This is a genomic window from Thioalkalivibrio sp. ALE25, assembly GCF_000377285.1.
Taxonomy (GTDB): domain Bacteria; phylum Pseudomonadota; class Gammaproteobacteria; order Ectothiorhodospirales; family Ectothiorhodospiraceae; genus Thioalkalivibrio.
The window spans coordinates 1-15,676 of sequence record NZ_KB897930.1 but is presented as its reverse complement, the minus strand read 5'-3'; the positions used below and the strand labels follow the sequence as shown (position 1 = coordinate 15,676).

Here is a 15,676-nt window from a genome sequence, read left to right as displayed (position 1 = left end):
GTTACAAGACCGTGCGGCGTGCGAGGTGCAGGAGCCGGGTGGGCAGTTCGTACTCCAGCTCCCAGACAATGCTCATCGGTTTGCTGCCTTCGTGGCGCTGGTAACGCACCGGGCCGCAGAAGGTGAATGGCTCACTGAGACCCGTCGCATCACGCTTGGCCCGCCGAATGAACAGCATGGGGGTGTAGCCACGCGCCTCGTGGTGGATGTAACGCTGCCCGGTCTCCGAGGTGGGTGAGGTGCCGGACTGTGACTGCCAGTGGAACCGCCGCTCGTTGAGGGCGTAGTCCTCGTACATGGTGGTGGGGGAGAACTCCTGCTCGGATTTCTCCAGGGTGACGAACAACGCATCGACCCGCCGCTCCGGTACGTGCCGCACACCCTCCTGCTGGGTGATCGGCTTCTCCAGGCTGCCAAGTCCCAGCGCCAGAAGGATCTGCTCGCGGGTGTAGGACGCGTGCAGTTCCAGCGGCCCCGTCTGCTCTGGGAAGGTGATGCCGCTGGCGGGGACGATACACTCGTGTCGCCAGGCGGCGACTTCCTGGATGTCCCGGTACAGGGGGCGCTGTTCGCGGACGAAGGCATCCACGGCGGATAGGTCCCCGTCCCCCGGCCGCGTCTTGCCCCATAGCGTGCTGTGGACGAGGGCCAGCCGGAGCCGATCCTGTTCGGCAAGCTGCTCCACGTTCGCGGTCGGCCGCGCCAGATGGGTCTGCAGGGTTTCCAACAACTGGTGATCGTCACACCGCGCCAAGCGCTGCAGCCCGCGTTTGAGGCCACTGGCATAGGGCGCTAGCGCTTCGGTCGATTCGCCTCCGCATTCCGCGCGCAGCCGGGAGGGCAGGTCCTTGCGCAGCAGGTCTTCCGCATCATCCATATGCAGGCAGTCGAGCATCTTGGGCAGGCTGGCGGAGTCGATGTCCTCCCGGAAACAGTCCTTCAGCTCGCGCACGATCTGCGGTCGCTGGCGGTTGATCTGCGCACGGATGTTGTCGAGAACGTGCTGGGTGGCCAAGCGGTCGAGGTGGATCAGGCAGCCGCTGGGTAACCAGGGGAAGCCTTCCTGAATCTGGTGATCCACCCGCTTCTCCGGCCGCGCGCTCAGGGCCCGGAACCGCGCGGCATAACGAAAACGCCGGTGCTGCGGTGCGACGAAATCGAGCACGGTCAGGTGCGGCTTACCTTCGTGCAAGCGCAGGCCGCGGCCCATCTGCTGTAGGTAGACCGTCAGGCTCTCGGTCGGGCGCAGCAGCAAAACGGTGTCCACCTCCGGCAGGTCGACGCCTTCGTTGTAGAGGTCCACCGTAAAGATGAAGCGGATGCGCCCCTCGCGCAGGTCGCGCTGTACCGACTGCCGCTCGTGATCCGAGCTCTCGCCAGTCAGCACCGCGCTGGGCACCTGCTTGGCCGAGAAATGCTCGGCCATGAATCGGGCATGGTCGCAGCTGATGCAGAAACCCAAGCCCCTGACCGAGCCGAGATCCGTGGCGTGTTCATGGGCCTGCTGCAGGACCCAATCGGCGCGCGCCCGGTTGCCGGTCAACACCCCTTCCAGTTCGTCGGCGTCATAGCCCCCGCGCCGCCAACTCACCCGGCTCAGATCCACGGACTCATGGTCGGCCACACCAAAGTAATGGAACGGCACCAGCAGGCGCCGTTCGATCGCATCCGGCAGGCGGATCTCGTGGGTGTAACGCTGGCCGAAGTGCTGGCGGATGTCGTCGGCATCCGTGCGCTCCGGCGTCGCCGTCAGGCCCAGCAGGCACTTGGGCCGCACATGCTCGAGGATGCGCTGGTAGCTTCCGGCGCTGCTGTGATGCGCCTCATCCAGAACCACGTAATCGAAATGCGCCGGGTCTAGGCGATCGAGGTCCCGTGCATTCCAGCTCTGCACCGTGCAGAACAGGTGGCGGTCCTGACTCGGACGCGCCCCGCCCACCAGCACATCGCCAAACTCGCGGTCCTGCAACACTTGCCGAAAGCTCGCCATCGCCTGGCGCAGGATCTCCTCGCGGTGGGCGATGAACAGCAGCGACGGGCGCCCCTTGTCCGCCTGCTCGCGCGCAAAGCGCCGATAGTCGAAGGCGGCGATCATGGTCTTGCCGGTCCCGGTGGCCGCGATCACTAGATGGCGGTCGATCCCCGAACGGCGTTCGCGCTGGATGTCCTCCAGGATCTCCTGCTGAAAGGCATACGGCCGCAGGTCGAAGAACGCGGTGGCGTCTTTCGGCGCCCCAGGCCCCGAGCTGGATTCCGACTCCAGTGCCTGTTGCAGGCGGGGAAGTTCATCCTTGGTGAGCGGTTCGAACTCCGCCGGGTCTGCCCAATGCGCCTCGAACGACGTCTGTATCTGGCGCCACATGTGCGGCAGCTCGTATTCACTGACCTTGGCCGTCCACTCCAGGCCCTCATCCATCGCCACCCGCGAGACATTCGCCGAGCCGATGTAGGCACTGCCAAACCCCGTGTTCCGATGGAACAGGTAGGCCTTCGCGTGCAGGCGCGTGCGGTGCGTGTCGTAGGAGACCCGAATCTCGGTGTTCGGCAGGCCCAGCAGAAACTCGATCGCCTTGAGATCCGTGGCCCCGAGGTACGAGGTCGTCGCGATCCGTAGCTTGGGCGAACCATCGGCCGTCGGGGTCTCGGTAAAGCGCTTCAGCGTCTCGCGCAGGGCGCGAATACCACTCCATTTGATGAACGACACCAGCCAATCGGCCCGCTCCGCACTGGCCAGTTCTTTCTCGATCTGCGTGACCAGGCTGGGCGTGCGATCCGAACCGGTGAGCAGGCTGGACAGAGCCAACGGAACATCCGGCCGTGGCGTCTCCTGCTGCCCAACCTGATCAGCCGACGGGGAACGCACCTCCAGCAACTGCCGAAACGGCGGCTGCGGAAGGTCCTCCTCGATCCCGGACAGCGGATGCCCCGACGCCGCCAGTGCATCCGCCAGCCCCTGCACGGCCCGCGTCCAGTCGTCGTGTCCCTTTTCCCGCAGCTCACCCGCGCGCTCCGCGAGCCGCTGGGCCAGCTCAGCGACCAGGCTCAACGCCAGATCGTCGCCCTCCAAGCCCGGGCTCCAACGGGCGTGCTCCTCCAGCCCCAAGGCCTTCAGCGCTTGCCGTACCCGCGGCGTATCCAGCCGTTCATGCAGACCGACCCATTGGCCACTGGACAGGGATTTGGCAGCGCTATCTCGGCTCATTCGGAACGTGCGGCAATAAAGGCTTCGAGCAATGGGATGTCCGCAGGCGCAAGCTCGAGCCTTTGAGCCTCCAATGGCGACACCCAGCACCACCGATCGTGCACGGTCAGCACTGGGCTCTCGTCTTCCGTCCAGGCTCGCAGCGCCACCAACTCAAGGCGCCCATTACCCGGAATCGGCGTGCGCCCGATCTCTTCCCCCACCCGGAGCCCCATCGCCAGCTCTTCACGGAACTCGCGGCACAACGCCGCCTCCAGGCTCTCGCCCGGCTCCGCCTTGCCACCGGGGAATTCCCAATACCCGCCCAGAGCCTGATCGGCCCCACGGCGCGCCAGAAAGATCCGCCCCTGTGCGTCCTCCAGAATGCCGCAGACCACCACCGCCTGATTCGCTTCTATGAGCGTTTCCAACACGGCTCTCCATTTCGCCTGGTCGGATCGTACCAGGGAACGCCGCCACGGCTCCCGCCGGAAGCTCGTTTCTCGGGCCACGCGTGGTACCTACTTCCGTCACGCGACACTGCGATAACGGTGATATATCGATTCTGTATAGCAAGGCGCTCTGTCCCGCCCGCGCCGCCGCTCTCCACATCTCGACCCGAATCAGTCCAGCCGGCAAGCCTTCAACGTCGGCCCCTCCGTCTCCCCTATGTTGGGCCAGCGATCCGATCTAAGCCTTTGCAAAATCGACGAAAAGTGCTCGTCCCGCAGGGTTCGGCGCCCTGCTGCTCGACGCGACGCACACTACCATGATAAAAGTATGGTTTACCTGTGGTGGTGTGCCACCGAGAGGAGAACGCCGGGATGATATGCAGAATCTGTATATCACCGATATGACAGATTCTGTCTAATCTACTGTTGGGCGCGTCAGACGAGGGTGCATCAGTGGGGAGTGTTGAGATGCCTGCTACCATGGATTGCGGCGTGATAATCAGAGATAAGAAAGAACTTATTGCACTGCTACGGGAGAACAAGAAGTCCCACTACACATACATCCTCCGATTTCCAGACGGAACTCCGTTCTATGTTGGCATAGGTCAAGGTGCGCGGATGTTCGCTCACGTGGAAGAAGCGCAAGATCCGAGCCGAGAAAGCCTGAAAGCCGAGACGATTCGATCCATTTGGAGGGGAGGTGGCGAGGTGCTGCACACAGTGGATCGGCTGTACGACCGGGAGCCATGGGACCGGGAGGCCGAGTTGATCCTTTCGTTAGGGCAGCAGAAGCATGGTACCGGGCCGTTGACCAATGCTCAGGACTACGCACCCTCCCATAGCGTCGATGGAGTCGAGGTGCGTAAGTACCGCGATGTGCAGGGAGACGACGCCAACCGGATTCCAGATAATTTCAAGCTTGTGGATGTAAGTTTGATGGCAGGCCCGCGCGAACCTCGCACGCGCACGTCCGTCTTCGGAAAAATCTACACGGTACTGGAAGAGAACCCTGGAGTGACGGGCCGAGAGCTTGTACATCTCCTTCAGCGGGTCGATTTCTCCGCTAACAAAAGTGCCTACACCCAATCTGGCGCCGTATGTGCTGCGTGGGTGTGCGGGTACATCGAGGGAGGATTCTTTCGAAGTGACCGGCAGCACATACAGCGCTGGATAGGCGGCGATGACTAGAGACAACGTCGATAAGCTCAGGGCCGCGGTGCTAGCTGAACCAGAGCTACTGGATAAGCCGGGCAAGGTCCTTTATAGCACTGGCAGTACACTGCGTCCCCACGACATCTACTTCCTGGGTACGAAACCGGGCGGCACACTCCCTAGTACTATTCGTCAGTCGCTGGAAGATTTGGACAACGGCCGCAACGAGTACCTCGACTACTCGTGGGAGGGGCGTCCGCCGGGGCAACAGAAACTGCAAAAGCAGGTGCGGCGTTTCCTCGAAGGGCTTGGGTTCGACGTGCGGTCCGTGCCAGCAAGCAATATCGTCCTTACGCGAGAGCGTTCTATAGGTACGCATCCTGACCTAGATGGTGATGCAGCTCGGTGCTGGCCGATCCACAAGACCATTATCAGCCTCGTGCGCCCGCGGGCGATTGTTGCGTTCGGAAGTGGAGAGCGGCAGTCTCCGTTCGCGTACCTGCGGGATTTCCTAAAGCCTGAGAACGTTGAGACCATCGATGCCCAGCAGGGGACGTTCTCGTGTCATCGCTTTCAAGCAGAACTTGATGGCCGCCCACTCAGCGTCGTGGCAGTACCTCACCTAACCCGGTATTCCCCTTATACGAAGCCGGAGATCATGAGATGGGTCAGTGATTGGATTGAGCGAGCTGATTAGTGGCGACACTCGTCGGCGAATCGAGGTGGCCCAAGAGCCCAACAAGGCGCTGCAGCCGACGGCTTCGCCGCGGCTGAGCTTGGGCGTTGTGCATAAAAAGGAAAGATATATGGGTGTACTAGGAAATCAGCCAGAAAGAAGCAATTACCGAATCACTTCAGAAGAGCTTGGGCATTTTCTAGAAGATGCAGCGGCGCTTGCAAAAAAGCACAAGGTCACTGTTGAAGCAGTTATCAGCGCAAAGCATGCTCTTGAGCTAGAGCGACAAAACAATATTGCCGTTCAAGGTGGTGATTACACAGATGAGCAGGCGGGCGGCATCGGTGACATTCTTTCGAGAATTGCCTCCGCGTTAGAAGAACGAGCATAACCAGTCGCTCCAGCCGACGTCAGGCCGCGTAGCGGCCTTCCTCGCGAGCCACCGGGGTCAGACCTTGCCTTTTGCCCCGCGATAGGCGCGCGAGCCACCGGGGTCAGACCTTGCCTTTTGCCCCGCGATAGGCGTGCCTGAAGTATTCCAGCATGCTGTTGATGAGCGGCCGCACAGCCCCTTCCCCAACGCCACCGGGGTAACCTTTGACCGCTGCAAGGACGGGGTCTAGCGTCCAGGGTAAGGGGCAGGGAACGGCCCGGCGGAATCCGTTGCAACCTCGCGGAATCGCGAAGGAGGCACACCATGCGCAGCGTAGACAACATGCCGGTGCTCGACTGGCAGGATGGCAAGAACGCCATGCGGGCGAAGTTCCAGGTGATGCACGAGGAGCCGGTGGTGCTGAAGATGCCGGCCGACATGGACTGGTCGGTGAACGAGGGCGAGTTCGGCTGCACGCTGGACGAGAACGGCGTGCCACACGACTGCGAAGGCGGCAGTCTTCTGCATCGGCTTGCGGAGCTCAATGACATGCCCGCGCTGGAAGATATCGCGAAGGCCTGTGCCTACTCCAGCTCGCGCGTGGATATCGACGCTTCGGGCTCCCGCATCATCGTGCACGACTGATCGGGCCTGGGCCTCCGGGCCTGCCGGCGGCGACCCTGCAATGTGGAGCGGTGGGCGATGTCGGTGATCCACCACGAGATGGAGATCGACGCTGCTCCGGAGGCGGTGTTCGATCTGATGGCCCGGGTGGAGGCGTTCGCCGCCTACAGCGAGGCTATCGAGTCCATCACCTGCGTCGGGCCCGAGCGCTACCGCTGGTGTGTGCGGGTGGCCGGGGTTCCGCTAACCTTCGACGTGGAAGTGCTGGTCGCCGTCCCGCCGCGCCTGCTCGGCTGGCGCGCGCTGGCCGGGTTGTCCTGCGAGGGCTGCTACCGGCTGACGCCGAGCGCGCGCGGTACGCATCTGGAACTGGCCGTGCGCTGCGGCGACGAGAATCCCCTGACCGATGGCCTGCTCGGCCTGGCGGCCCACCCGCTGCTGGATGCGCTGGGGGCGGAGGTGGTGCGCAACGCATGGCCGCGCCTCCACGGGGCGTGATCCCTACGCCTGCGCGTGGAACTCGCGGTATTCATCGAGGAAGGCGAGGCGGGTAGTTTCGGTGACGCGATCGATGAACAGGGTACCGTCGAGGTGGCCCGAGGCAGCAGGCTCGCGCCCCGCGCGGTGAACACGGGGTCCACCAGCGTCAGGCGAGTGGCTGTCAGGTAACCGGTATTTCACTCGGCGACGCGATAGCACAACCTGCACAGTTGGTTGTACATGTGGGCCGGCCGGCCTATACTTGTACAAGTCAAGGTACAGGAGGCGCCATGAAGATTGTTTCATTCACCGAGGCTCGCAACGGTCTCAAGGCCGTACTGGATGGGGTGGTCAACGATGCCGACACCACGGTGATTACGCGCCGTGATTCGGAGGATGCAGTGGTCATGTCACTTGATCACTACAACAGCCTGATGGAAACGGTGCATCTTTTGCGTTCCCCTGCCAATGCAGAGCACCTCAACAGGTCCATTACGCAATACAAGGCAGGAAAGGCGACCGAGCGTGCGTTGGTAGGTGGGGATGAGTAGTCGGTTGCTTTGCTGGACCGACGAAGCATGGACTGACTACCTCTACTGGCAACGTCAGGACAAGAAGACCCTGAAGCGGATCAACAAGTTGATAGAAGACGTGAGGCGGTCTCCATTTGAAGGCATTGGCAAGCCGGAAGCCCTCAAGGAGAACCTGGCGGGTTTCTGGTCGCGTCGGATTGATGACACCAATCGACTTGTGTATGCGGTGGAGGATTCGTCTATCACGATCATCTCCTGCCGATATCACTATTAAGTGCGAGGTCGACTACCGACGCATCCTGTATCGGCGATCGACGGTACCGTCCTAGTAGCCGGAGGAAGTCGGGCCCATTCGGATGGCCAGCAGGGGCGGGCTTACGTGGGCTTTGACGAGGGTGCCGCGTGGAACTCGCGGTATTCGTCGAGGAAGGCGAGGCGGGTGGTGTCGGTGACGCGATCGATGAACAGGGTACCGTCGAGGTGGTCGAGCTCGTGCTGGAACACGGTGGCAAGGAAGCCTTCCGGTTCCAGGTGGCGGGGCGTGCCGTCGGGCTCGTGGTAGTCCACGGCGATGTGGCGCGGCCGGGCGACTTCGCCGCGCAGGCCCGGTACCGAGAGGCAGCCTTCCCAGTAGCACTGAGGGGTTGCGTCCAGCACGGTGACCACCGGATTCACGAGGACCAGGCGGCCGGTCGGCACGGCACCGGGGTAGCGGGTATTGCCCGGCTGGATCTCGATCACGGCTACGCGTAGCGGCACGCCGATCTGGGCGGCAGCCAGGCCGAGGCCTTCGCTGGCGTGCATGGTATCGACGAGGTCGTCCACCAGGGCGTGCAGCCCAGGGCTGTCAAAGTCCGAGTCGGGTACCGGGTCGCAGACGCGACGCAGGTCGGGATGCCCCATGCGCAGAATACGGCGAATGCTCATGGAAACGATGGTGCCACGGCGCCGCATCTTCCGCTGCTGCGGGAGATGCGCGATGGAATCGCGTGTTAGCTGGCAGGCGTCCAGCCATGCCCGGCATGCCAGGTTTCCCGAAACACCGCACGTTGTTTGACCGCGCGCAGCGGACGCGACAGGAACGCTCGCAGATCCGTTACTACATCGGAAAGCGGGAGGTGTGCCAGGGTGTTTTTCTTCAGAAATGCGTGCCACTGGATCTGCTTCGATCGGTCCTGTGCGAAGTCGTCGCTAAGGCCGAACGGGGTACCTTCCGGCAGCGGTGTCATGCGGCGTTCGAATGTCGCGTGAATGGCCTGGTACAGAATTTCGCCTTCGAAATCGGCATAACGCGACAAGACCCAGAGATCGAAGTAATCCTTCATACGACTGTTGGCGATGCCGAGCGACACCAGTGCCTCCAGCTTTTCGGCGACAACGGTCGCGCGGGGATAGGCGCGAAGCCGGGGGGCAGGCATGGCCGGCAATATCACCGGGAACTCGACGGCGTCGGGGCCTGGTGTCACGGCATCGCCAAAACCCACGTCGATCTGCGTGTGGCAGCGCGCACCGTCCAGCAGCCCTATCAACGTGATCCGCACACCGGAGTAGCTGGCCTCCTTGCGAATCGCCTCCGCCCGTACCGAGTCGGCCTGAAAATGGATTCCATCGTCCTGCTCCACCGAACAGACATCCCGAAACACAGCCTCAAGATGTGGCAGCTCGGCTGACCCAAAGCCCAGGAGGTCGGCATCACGCGTCGGTCGGTGCGGGATGTCGAACCACAGATCGAACAGCAAGGCGCCCTTGAGAAGGAACTGGTCTGCATGGGAGGAGGTGCTCAGGCGATACAGGAACCGTTCAAGGGCATAGCGGGTTAGGGAAACCCTGATCCATGTACACGCTCGCGTTGGTGTCCCAGGTTTTCCGAGACAAGGCGCGGTGCGCAGCCGGTAGTGGCTCTACCCGCAAGCGGCGTAATGCAGGATCGGGGAACCTGGGGTGCCAACCCCGAGGGGCTCGGCCGCTTTTGCGCGGGAACGGCGTTGCGGCTCCCTTGTGCAGAATGACTGCACGGCAGTCGCCGCGCCTTGTTCGCACGCAAAAGCGACTCGAGCGCGAGCGTGTACATGGACCAGGGTTTCCCTGGTACGAGGTTGTAGTCCTGCTTGTGGTTTCGGGCGTTTTCGAGCAGTCGGGCACGCACCGAGGCGGCGGGGTTTTTGGGACTCACGTCAGGCTCTCCAGATAAGGGCGCATGACATTGCCGACCCGGCACAGCCTGGCAAACTGCCAGAGTTCGTCCATGCGCACCCGCTTCTCACTCCAGGCCTCGCGCAGGGCCTCCAGAGCGACATCCAGGCCAATCTTGTTGCGGTACTTGAAACAGTCCGCGACCGTCCTGGCAATACCGGTAACGCGTACCGGAACCCCTTCGATCAAGTGTTCCTCGACGCCTTCGGCAAGAAGAGGATCGGAAAAGCGGACAATACGCAGGGCCGGGTAGTCGATCCGGGGAGCGCGGGCCTTGTTGGGGATGGCAAGCCAGACCTCGAATGGCGACTGGGTGGTGAGATTATGGAACCGCAATGCCGAGAGCAGGCACACCACCGCTCGCGGATGCTTGCGCGCGGTCTCGGCCAGCGCGGTGTGTTCCGAGACAGGACGGTCCGGCAGCGCATAGAGGCCGCGCGCAACCCGCGCGAGCATGCCCTGACGGACGAGACGCGTCAGCGCAACTCTTGGCAGGCCCAGTGGTTCCAGGTCGCGCGACCGGATCAGTCCGCGTTTGCGCGCGAGATCGAGGATGGCTTCTGCGCTATTGCCCATGCCGGCATGCTGTTCCGTTATGACGGTAGAAGTCAATCACTACCGACAAAAAGAAACACCCTGATTGTCCACGACCGCGAGCGACGGATACGGTGCGGCGTCGCAGATACGACGCAGATCACGGTATCCACGGGCAGGATACGGCGGACGCTTATGGGGAGGATGGTGCTACGGGAAAGATAATGGTGGCCGGGGACGGAATCGAACCGCCGACACGGGGATTTTCAATCCCCTGCTCTACCAACTGAGCTACCCGGCCATACTGCGGGGGGATTCGTCCTGCGGACGAAGGGCGGTATTAAAGCGGCCCGGCGCCGCCACGTCAAGCATGCCGGGCCGGTCGCCGCTGAAAAGCCCGGATCAGGAGGCGTTCGGGTCGACGAAGCCTTCCGGCTTCTCGGAGCCTTCGCCGAACAGGAACTTTTCCATTTCCTCTTCCAGGAACTTGCGCGCCTTGGGATCGACCGGGGTCAGGCGGTATTCGTTGATCAGCATGGTCTGGTGGCTCAGCCAGGCCTGCCAGGCTTCCTTGGACACGTTCAGGTAGATCTTCTTGCCCATCTCGCCGGGATAGGGCGGGAAGTCCAGGCCTTCGGCCTCTTGCCCGAGTTTTACGCAGTTAACGGTTCGTGCCATTGCCGGGATCCTTGTCGTCGTGCAGATAACGCTGGATGGGGGCCGGGATACCGACCGCCCGTGATGTGCCGGGTTTATACCAAATCACCCTGTCGCCTTCCATGATCCCACACGCGCCAGCCGGGAGGTCGAAGGGGCGGATGCGCAGATCCAGGCGGTAGTGGCTGAAGCTGTGCTGCAGACCGTGATCGGTGGCGGCCGGCGCGGCGCCGGGCCACTGGGCCAGCACCCAGTCCTCCAGGGCTTCGGGGGTTTCGGCCTCGGGCAGGCTGTAGAGCCCGCCCCATATGCCGTCCTGCCCGCGCTGCACCAGGGCGATGCCCTCGGGCGCGCGCAGGCAAGCGGCCCAGCGGGTGCGGGTGGGCAGGTCGCGGCGTGGCCGGGGCGAGGGCAGCGTAGCGGTCAGGCCCTGCTGCGCGGCACCACAGTCCTGATGGACGGGGCAGGCGTCGCAGTCGGGCCGGCTGCGGGTACAGAGCAGGGCGCCCAGGTCCATGATGGCCTGGGTGTAGTCGGCACAGCGCGTGGTTGGGGTGCGCGCCTCGGCCTCGGCCCACAGCTCGCGCTGGACGGCCGGGCTGCCGGGCCAGCCGTGGATCGCCGCGTGGCGCGCGAGCACGCGCTTGGCATTGCCGTCCAGGATGGCCTCGGGGGCATCATGCGCCTGGGCGATGATCGCGGCGGCGGTGGAGCGGCCGATCCCGGGCAATGCCTCCAGACCCTCGCGGCGAGCGGGGAAGACACCCCCGTGCTCCGCGACCACCACCTGCGCGGCCCGGTGCAGGTTGCGCGCGCGGGCGTAGTAGCCAAGCCCCGACCACTGGTGCAGCACGGCATCCTGCGGCGCCGCCGCGAGGCTCTGCACGTCGGGGAAGCGCTCCATGAAACGGAGGAAGTAGGGGACGACGGTCTCCACCCGGGTCTGCTGCAGCATGATCTCGGAGACCCACACCCGATACGGCGTGCGCGGGTGCTGCCACGGCAGATCCTGGCGGCCGTGGCGGTCGAACCAGGCCAGCAGTCGCTCGGCGAAGGCGTTCATGGATGGGCCGGGCATGGCGGCGCCCGCCCGGGAGGCGGGCACCGGCGGTGATCAGCGGCTGCGGAAGCGGTCCAGGAGCCGGTCGGACTCCCGTTCGATGCGCTCGCGGGCGCGCTCTTCTTCCTCGTCCAGGCGTTCGCGGACGCGTTCCTCTTCCTCGCGCACCCGCTCGCGGGCCTCGTCCTCGTAGCGACCGCGCAGGGCGTCCTCCAGGTCGAGACGGAAGCTCGGGTCGGTGAAGGTCCCGCTGATGCGGATGGGCAGGGTCACGCCGCGCAGGTCGTCCAGTTCACGGCCGCCCTGGCCTTCCAGCGTGCCTACCACTGTCGTGTTCACGCGGTAGTCGAGGGTGTCGTCGTTCAGGTCGGCCTGGCCTTCGCCGCGCACCCGCAGCAGGGGCGAGCTGGCGGCGAGGTCGTCGTTGCGGACTACGCCGTCGCGAATGGTGAAGCTGCCGGCGAGTTCGCTGAAGTCGGTCTGGTTGGGCTCGTCCTCTTCCAGCTGTTCGCCGCGCAGCCGCGCCTCGGCGCGGCGGATGATCTGGGCCACGTTGATACCGCGCACCGCGCCGTCCTCGAAGCGCATGTTGCCGGAGCCGTTCAGGGCCCCTTTCAGCTCGCTCAGCAGCTCGCCGCGGGTGCTGATGTCCAGCTCCAGGTTGCCGGTACCCATCAACCGCGCGTCGTCGCCCTGGAAGTCCTCCAGCAGGGCGCCAATATCCAGGCCCTGCAGGTCGGCGGCCAGTTCGTAGCGCGGGGCGTCGTGGCGGGCGTCCAGGCGCAGGCGGCTGGTCAGCTCGCCGTCGTAGGCGGCGGCGTTCAGCGGCTCGATGTTCCAGTCGCCCGCCTCGCCCCGGATCTGCAGTTCGATGTTGCGCAGGACCATGCCCATCACGTCCAGGCGGTCCAGCGCAGCGCGGCCGTCCACGTCGACGCTGCGCAGCGCCTCCAGCGGCAGTTCGATGGCGAGGTCCTCGTCGGCATCGCGTTCGCCGTTGCCGTTGTCGGTACGCGCCTCTTCCACCTCCGGCGGCAGGTAGCGGTCGAGGTTCAGGCGTTCGCCGGAGACATCGAAGGTGATCTTCGGGCGCTCACCGCGGCCATCCCAGCCGGCGGATCCGCTCAGCATGGTGTCGTCCACGGTCACCAGGAACGGGGACATCTCCAGGGCCTGGAAGCTGCCGCTGGCCGAGAAATCGAACGCGACGCGCGCGAGGGCGTCGGGGTCGTTGGTCTGCGGCGCCTCCAGACCCAGATCGGTCAGCACGTCCTTCAGGTTGACGGTGTTGGTACGCATCTCGGTGCGCACCTGCGGCACTTCGCCATCCAGATCGGACAGCTCGGCGAACCCGGTCAGACGCAGATCGGAAACCCCCAGCGTCAGGCGTTCGAAGCGCAGGGTCATGGCGTCGGCCATCTCCAGCCCCACGTCGCTCTCCAGCGTCATGCCGACGGCGCGCGGCAGGCCACCGCCATCCAGGCCCAGGGTCGCGTTCAGACGGCGCACGGAATAGCGCTCATTGAGCAGGTCGACGTTCATCAACCCGCCCAGATCAAGGGCTAGCTCCACCGGTTCGGCCAGGTCGCCGCCCTCGGCACGCACGACCGCCTCCAGATCAAGGCGCGTCTCGATACCCGGGCGGAAGCGCCCGACCTGCAGCTCGAACGGCTCCAGGGTCGCCTGCATGCCGGACTCGCGGTCATCCCAGTGCACGCGGGCGTTGGTCAGGGAGATCCCGGCCACGTCGATGCGCTGCAGGGCCAGACGGGTCTCGGTCTCGGTGCGCTCGTCGTCATCCGCGCCCACGGCCTCGTCGCGGGCGGCGCCGGCGTGATCCAGCAGGTCGTCCCAGTTGTTGCGGCCCTGTTCGTCGCGCGCCAGGTTCAGACGCACACCGTCGGCCTCCACGCGCTGGACCTCCAGCTCGCGGCGCAGCAGCGGCATCACCGCGACCGCGACATCCACCACGTCGACCTCGGCGAACGGCTCGTCGCCGAAGCCCTCGGCGTTGCCGAAGCGCACCTCTTCCAGGCGCAGCCCGAGGCTGGGGAACAGGGTCAGACCGATCGGCCCGGACAGGGTCAGTTCACGGCCGGTGGCCTCCTGCACCTCGGCCTCGATGCGCTCCTTGTAGTCATTGGCATCGAAGGTGACCAGCAGGTATGCGGCCACGATGATGGCCAGCAGGATCAGGATGGCAATCAGGCCCAGCAGGCGCTTGATCCATTTCATTCGGAATCTCCTTTCGGTTCGGCCCGCCAGGTGCCACTGCGGCCCCCGCGTTTCTCCAGCAGGCGAACACCATCAATTTGCATGCCGCGATCCACGGCCTTGCACATGTCATAGACCGTCAGCAGCGCGGTGGACACGGCGGTCAGCGCCTCCATCTCCACGCCGGTCTGCGCGTGCACCTCGCAGGTGGCCTGTACGCGCACGGCGGTATCTTCCGTCTCCAGCTCCAGGGCCACCCGGGTCAGGCCGATCGGGTGGCACAGCGGGATCAGGTCGCCGGTCTTCTTGGCCCCCATGATGCCAGCCACCCGGGCAATGCCGAGGACGTCCCCTTTCGCATGGCGGCCTTCGCGGATGCGCTGCAGGGTATCCGGCTGCATGTGGATGCGCCCCTCGGCGATCGCCACGCGGTGGGTGACGGACTTTTCGCCGACATCGACCATGTGCGCATGACCTTCGGCATCGAAGTGAGTGAATTCGTTCATGATGGCTATAATGCTTGACTCGCAGCCATGTTTACAGGGGCCGGAATGACCGTACACGTTCACTATTTCGCGCGTCTGCGCGAGGAGCTGGGCCGCCCGAACGAAGAGGCGGAACTCCCCGCCGGCGGCATGACCGTTGGCGGGCTGTGGCAGCACCTCCACCAGGAGGCCCCGCCGGAGCGCCTGATGGCCGCGGTCAATCAGGAACAGGCCAGCCTGGAGACGCCGGTACGCGACGGGGACGAGGTCGCCTATTTTCCGCCGGTAACCGGGGGCTAGGGTGGCGGTCGAGATCCACACCGACGACTTCGACCCCTGGGAGATCGTCCGGCAGGCCGAGACGGCCATCCCCGCGAACGCGCGTGGCGCCGCCAGCGTGTTCGTCGGCCGCATGCGCGATTTCAACGAGGACGAGGACGTGACCGGGCTGTTCCTGGAGCACTACCCGGGGATGACCGAGCGCGAGCTGGAACGCATCGTCGCCGAAGCCGAGGCGCGCTGGCCGCTGCTGGGCTGCCATGTGGCCCACCGCGTGGGCGACGTGCGCCCCGGCGACGCCCTAGTGCTGGTGGCGACCTGGTCGGCCCACCGCGTGGCCGCCCGCGACGCCTGCAGCGACATCCTGGAACGCCTGAAGCACGAGGCCCCGTTCTGGAAGCGCGAGACCCTCACCGACGGCACCCAGCGCTGGGTGGAGAAGAACACCCCGGGCTTCTGAACCCCGCCCCTGTAGAAGCCTGCTTGCAGGCGAATGCTCCTGCCCGTGTCCGGCTTTGGCAGGGGCTTCGCCTGCAAGCAGGCTTGTATGTTTACCCGTGGCAGGCCTAGAAAGGGTCTGTCGGGGTGGAGGGACGAAGCTGGCATCTGGCCTGTGGCACAGACGGTAGGAGAGTTCGTCCCACCCCTCACCTTAAACGCCGATAAGGAATCGATCGGCTCGGGACCGACGATAGATGGCAAGCCAGCGTTCGGTGAGGCCCCGACAGACCACTCCAAGCTAGCTCGGGAGGTGTGATGATGGCAACGCATCGGATCGGGGTC

At 64.5% G+C, this 15,676-nt stretch carries 18 protein-coding genes, 1 tRNA gene and 1 pseudogene; 9 read left to right on the top strand and 11 right to left on the bottom strand.

Annotated elements, in window-relative coordinates; genetic code table 11:
* Nucleotide 1: 1 nt before the first annotated feature.
* Together C996_RS0106205 and C996_RS0106200 are read right to left on the bottom strand one after the other, a co-directional pair.
* Entirely contained in the window at nt 2-3,202 is a 3,201-nt protein-coding gene (locus C996_RS0106205; protein WP_026279225.1) for a DUF3427 domain-containing protein, read from the bottom strand.
* The gene (locus C996_RS0106200; RefSeq protein WP_018866586.1) at nt 3,199-3,612 is read right to left on the bottom strand and encodes a (deoxy)nucleoside triphosphate pyrophosphohydrolase; all 414 of its coding nucleotides are present in this window, start codon (nt 3,610-3,612) and stop codon (nt 3,199-3,201) included. Before C996_RS0106200 ends, C996_RS0106205 begins: the two co-directional genes overlap by 4 nt.
* Before the next feature lie 489 nt (nt 3,613-4,101).
* On the opposite strand from C996_RS0106200, the gene C996_RS14650 reads away from it, so the two are divergent.
* The 5 genes from C996_RS14650 to C996_RS0106180 all read left to right on the top strand — a co-directional run bounded on the left by C996_RS14650 (nt 4,102) and on the right by C996_RS0106180 (nt 6,956).
* Nucleotides 4,102-4,821: a GIY-YIG nuclease family protein gene (locus C996_RS14650; RefSeq protein WP_196799345.1), complete on the top strand. Its 720-nt coding sequence runs from the start codon at nt 4,102-4,104 to the stop codon at nt 4,819-4,821.
* A complete protein-coding gene (locus C996_RS0106190) occupies nt 4,814-5,482 on the top strand; it encodes a hypothetical protein (protein ID WP_018866584.1) in 669 nt (222 codons plus the stop codon). Before C996_RS14650 ends, C996_RS0106190 begins: the two co-directional genes overlap by 8 nt.
* Nucleotides 5,466-5,852 (top strand): hypothetical protein, encoded by a 387-nt coding sequence (locus C996_RS14555; protein WP_155985244.1) that lies wholly within the window; start codon nt 5,466-5,468, stop codon nt 5,850-5,852. Before C996_RS0106190 ends, C996_RS14555 begins: the two co-directional genes overlap by 17 nt.
* A gap of 306 nt (nt 5,853-6,158) precedes the next feature.
* Nucleotides 6,159-6,479, top strand: coding sequence for a hypothetical protein (locus C996_RS0106185; protein ID WP_018866583.1), 321 nt, complete (start codon nt 6,159-6,161; stop codon nt 6,477-6,479).
* A gap of 57 nt (nt 6,480-6,536) precedes the next feature.
* Nucleotides 6,537-6,956 (top strand): SRPBCC family protein, encoded by a 420-nt coding sequence (locus C996_RS0106180; protein WP_018866582.1) that lies wholly within the window; start codon nt 6,537-6,539, stop codon nt 6,954-6,956.
* Between the two features lie 3 nt (nt 6,957-6,959).
* On the opposite strand, the pseudogene C996_RS14160 reads toward C996_RS0106180, so the two are convergent.
* Nucleotides 6,960-7,052 (bottom strand): annotated as a pseudogene (locus C996_RS14160) (peptide deformylase); the annotation flags it as partial.
* A 176-nt stretch (nt 7,053-7,228) separates the two neighbouring features.
* On the opposite strand from C996_RS14160, the gene C996_RS0106170 reads away from it, so the two are divergent.
* Nucleotides 7,229-7,489 (top strand): type II toxin-antitoxin system Phd/YefM family antitoxin, encoded by a 261-nt coding sequence (locus C996_RS0106170; protein ID WP_018866580.1) that lies wholly within the window; start codon nt 7,229-7,231, stop codon nt 7,487-7,489.
* The gene (locus C996_RS0106165) at nt 7,482-7,745 is read left to right on the top strand and encodes a Txe/YoeB family addiction module toxin (protein WP_018866579.1); all 264 of its coding nucleotides are present in this window, start codon (nt 7,482-7,484) and stop codon (nt 7,743-7,745) included. The genes C996_RS0106170 and C996_RS0106165 overlap by 8 nt, the downstream gene beginning before the upstream one ends.
* Nucleotides 7,746-7,846: 101 nt before the next feature.
* Here the strand turns inward: C996_RS0106165 and def are convergent, their stop codons facing one another.
* The 8 genes from def to moaC all read right to left on the bottom strand — a co-directional run bounded on the left by def (nt 7,847) and on the right by moaC (nt 14,635).
* Complete coding sequence (gene def / locus C996_RS0106160) at nt 7,847-8,398, bottom strand: peptide deformylase (protein ID WP_026279224.1); 552 nt, start codon at nt 8,396-8,398, stop codon at nt 7,847-7,849.
* A 65-nt stretch (nt 8,399-8,463) separates the two neighbouring features.
* A complete protein-coding gene (locus C996_RS0106155; protein ID WP_255349358.1) occupies nt 8,464-9,264 on the bottom strand; it encodes a nucleotidyl transferase AbiEii/AbiGii toxin family protein in 801 nt (266 codons plus the stop codon).
* 376 nt (nt 9,265-9,640) lie between these two features.
* A complete protein-coding gene (locus C996_RS0106150) occupies nt 9,641-10,240 on the bottom strand; it encodes a type IV toxin-antitoxin system AbiEi family antitoxin domain-containing protein (protein WP_018866576.1) in 600 nt (199 codons plus the stop codon).
* A 183-nt stretch (nt 10,241-10,423) separates the two neighbouring features.
* Nucleotides 10,424-10,499: transfer RNA gene (locus tag C996_RS0106145), tRNA-Phe, on the bottom strand.
* Between the two features lie 101 nt (nt 10,500-10,600).
* A complete protein-coding gene (locus tag C996_RS0106140; RefSeq protein ID WP_018866575.1) occupies nt 10,601-10,876 on the bottom strand; it encodes an oxidative damage protection protein in 276 nt (91 codons plus the stop codon).
* A complete protein-coding gene (gene mutY / locus C996_RS0106135; protein ID WP_018866574.1) occupies nt 10,860-11,918 on the bottom strand; it encodes an A/G-specific adenine glycosylase in 1,059 nt (352 codons plus the stop codon). The genes C996_RS0106140 and mutY overlap by 17 nt, the downstream gene beginning before the upstream one ends.
* A gap of 51 nt (nt 11,919-11,969) precedes the next feature.
* Complete coding sequence (locus tag C996_RS0106130; protein WP_018866573.1) at nt 11,970-14,150, bottom strand: AsmA family protein; 2,181 nt, start codon at nt 14,148-14,150, stop codon at nt 11,970-11,972.
* Entirely contained in the window at nt 14,147-14,635 is a 489-nt protein-coding gene (moaC, locus tag C996_RS0106125; RefSeq protein WP_017940559.1) for a cyclic pyranopterin monophosphate synthase MoaC, read from the bottom strand. The genes C996_RS0106130 and moaC overlap by 4 nt, the downstream gene beginning before the upstream one ends.
* A 45-nt stretch (nt 14,636-14,680) precedes the next feature.
* Between moaC and moaD the strand changes: the two genes are divergently transcribed.
* Complete coding sequence (gene moaD, locus C996_RS0106120) at nt 14,681-14,914, top strand: molybdopterin converting factor subunit 1 (RefSeq protein WP_018866572.1); 234 nt, start codon at nt 14,681-14,683, stop codon at nt 14,912-14,914.
* A gap of 1 nt (nt 14,915) precedes the next feature.
* Nucleotides 14,916-15,353, top strand: coding sequence for a molybdenum cofactor biosynthesis protein MoaE (locus C996_RS0106115; RefSeq protein ID WP_018866571.1), 438 nt, complete (start codon nt 14,916-14,918; stop codon nt 15,351-15,353).
* Nucleotides 15,354-15,676 lie beyond the last annotated feature (323 nt).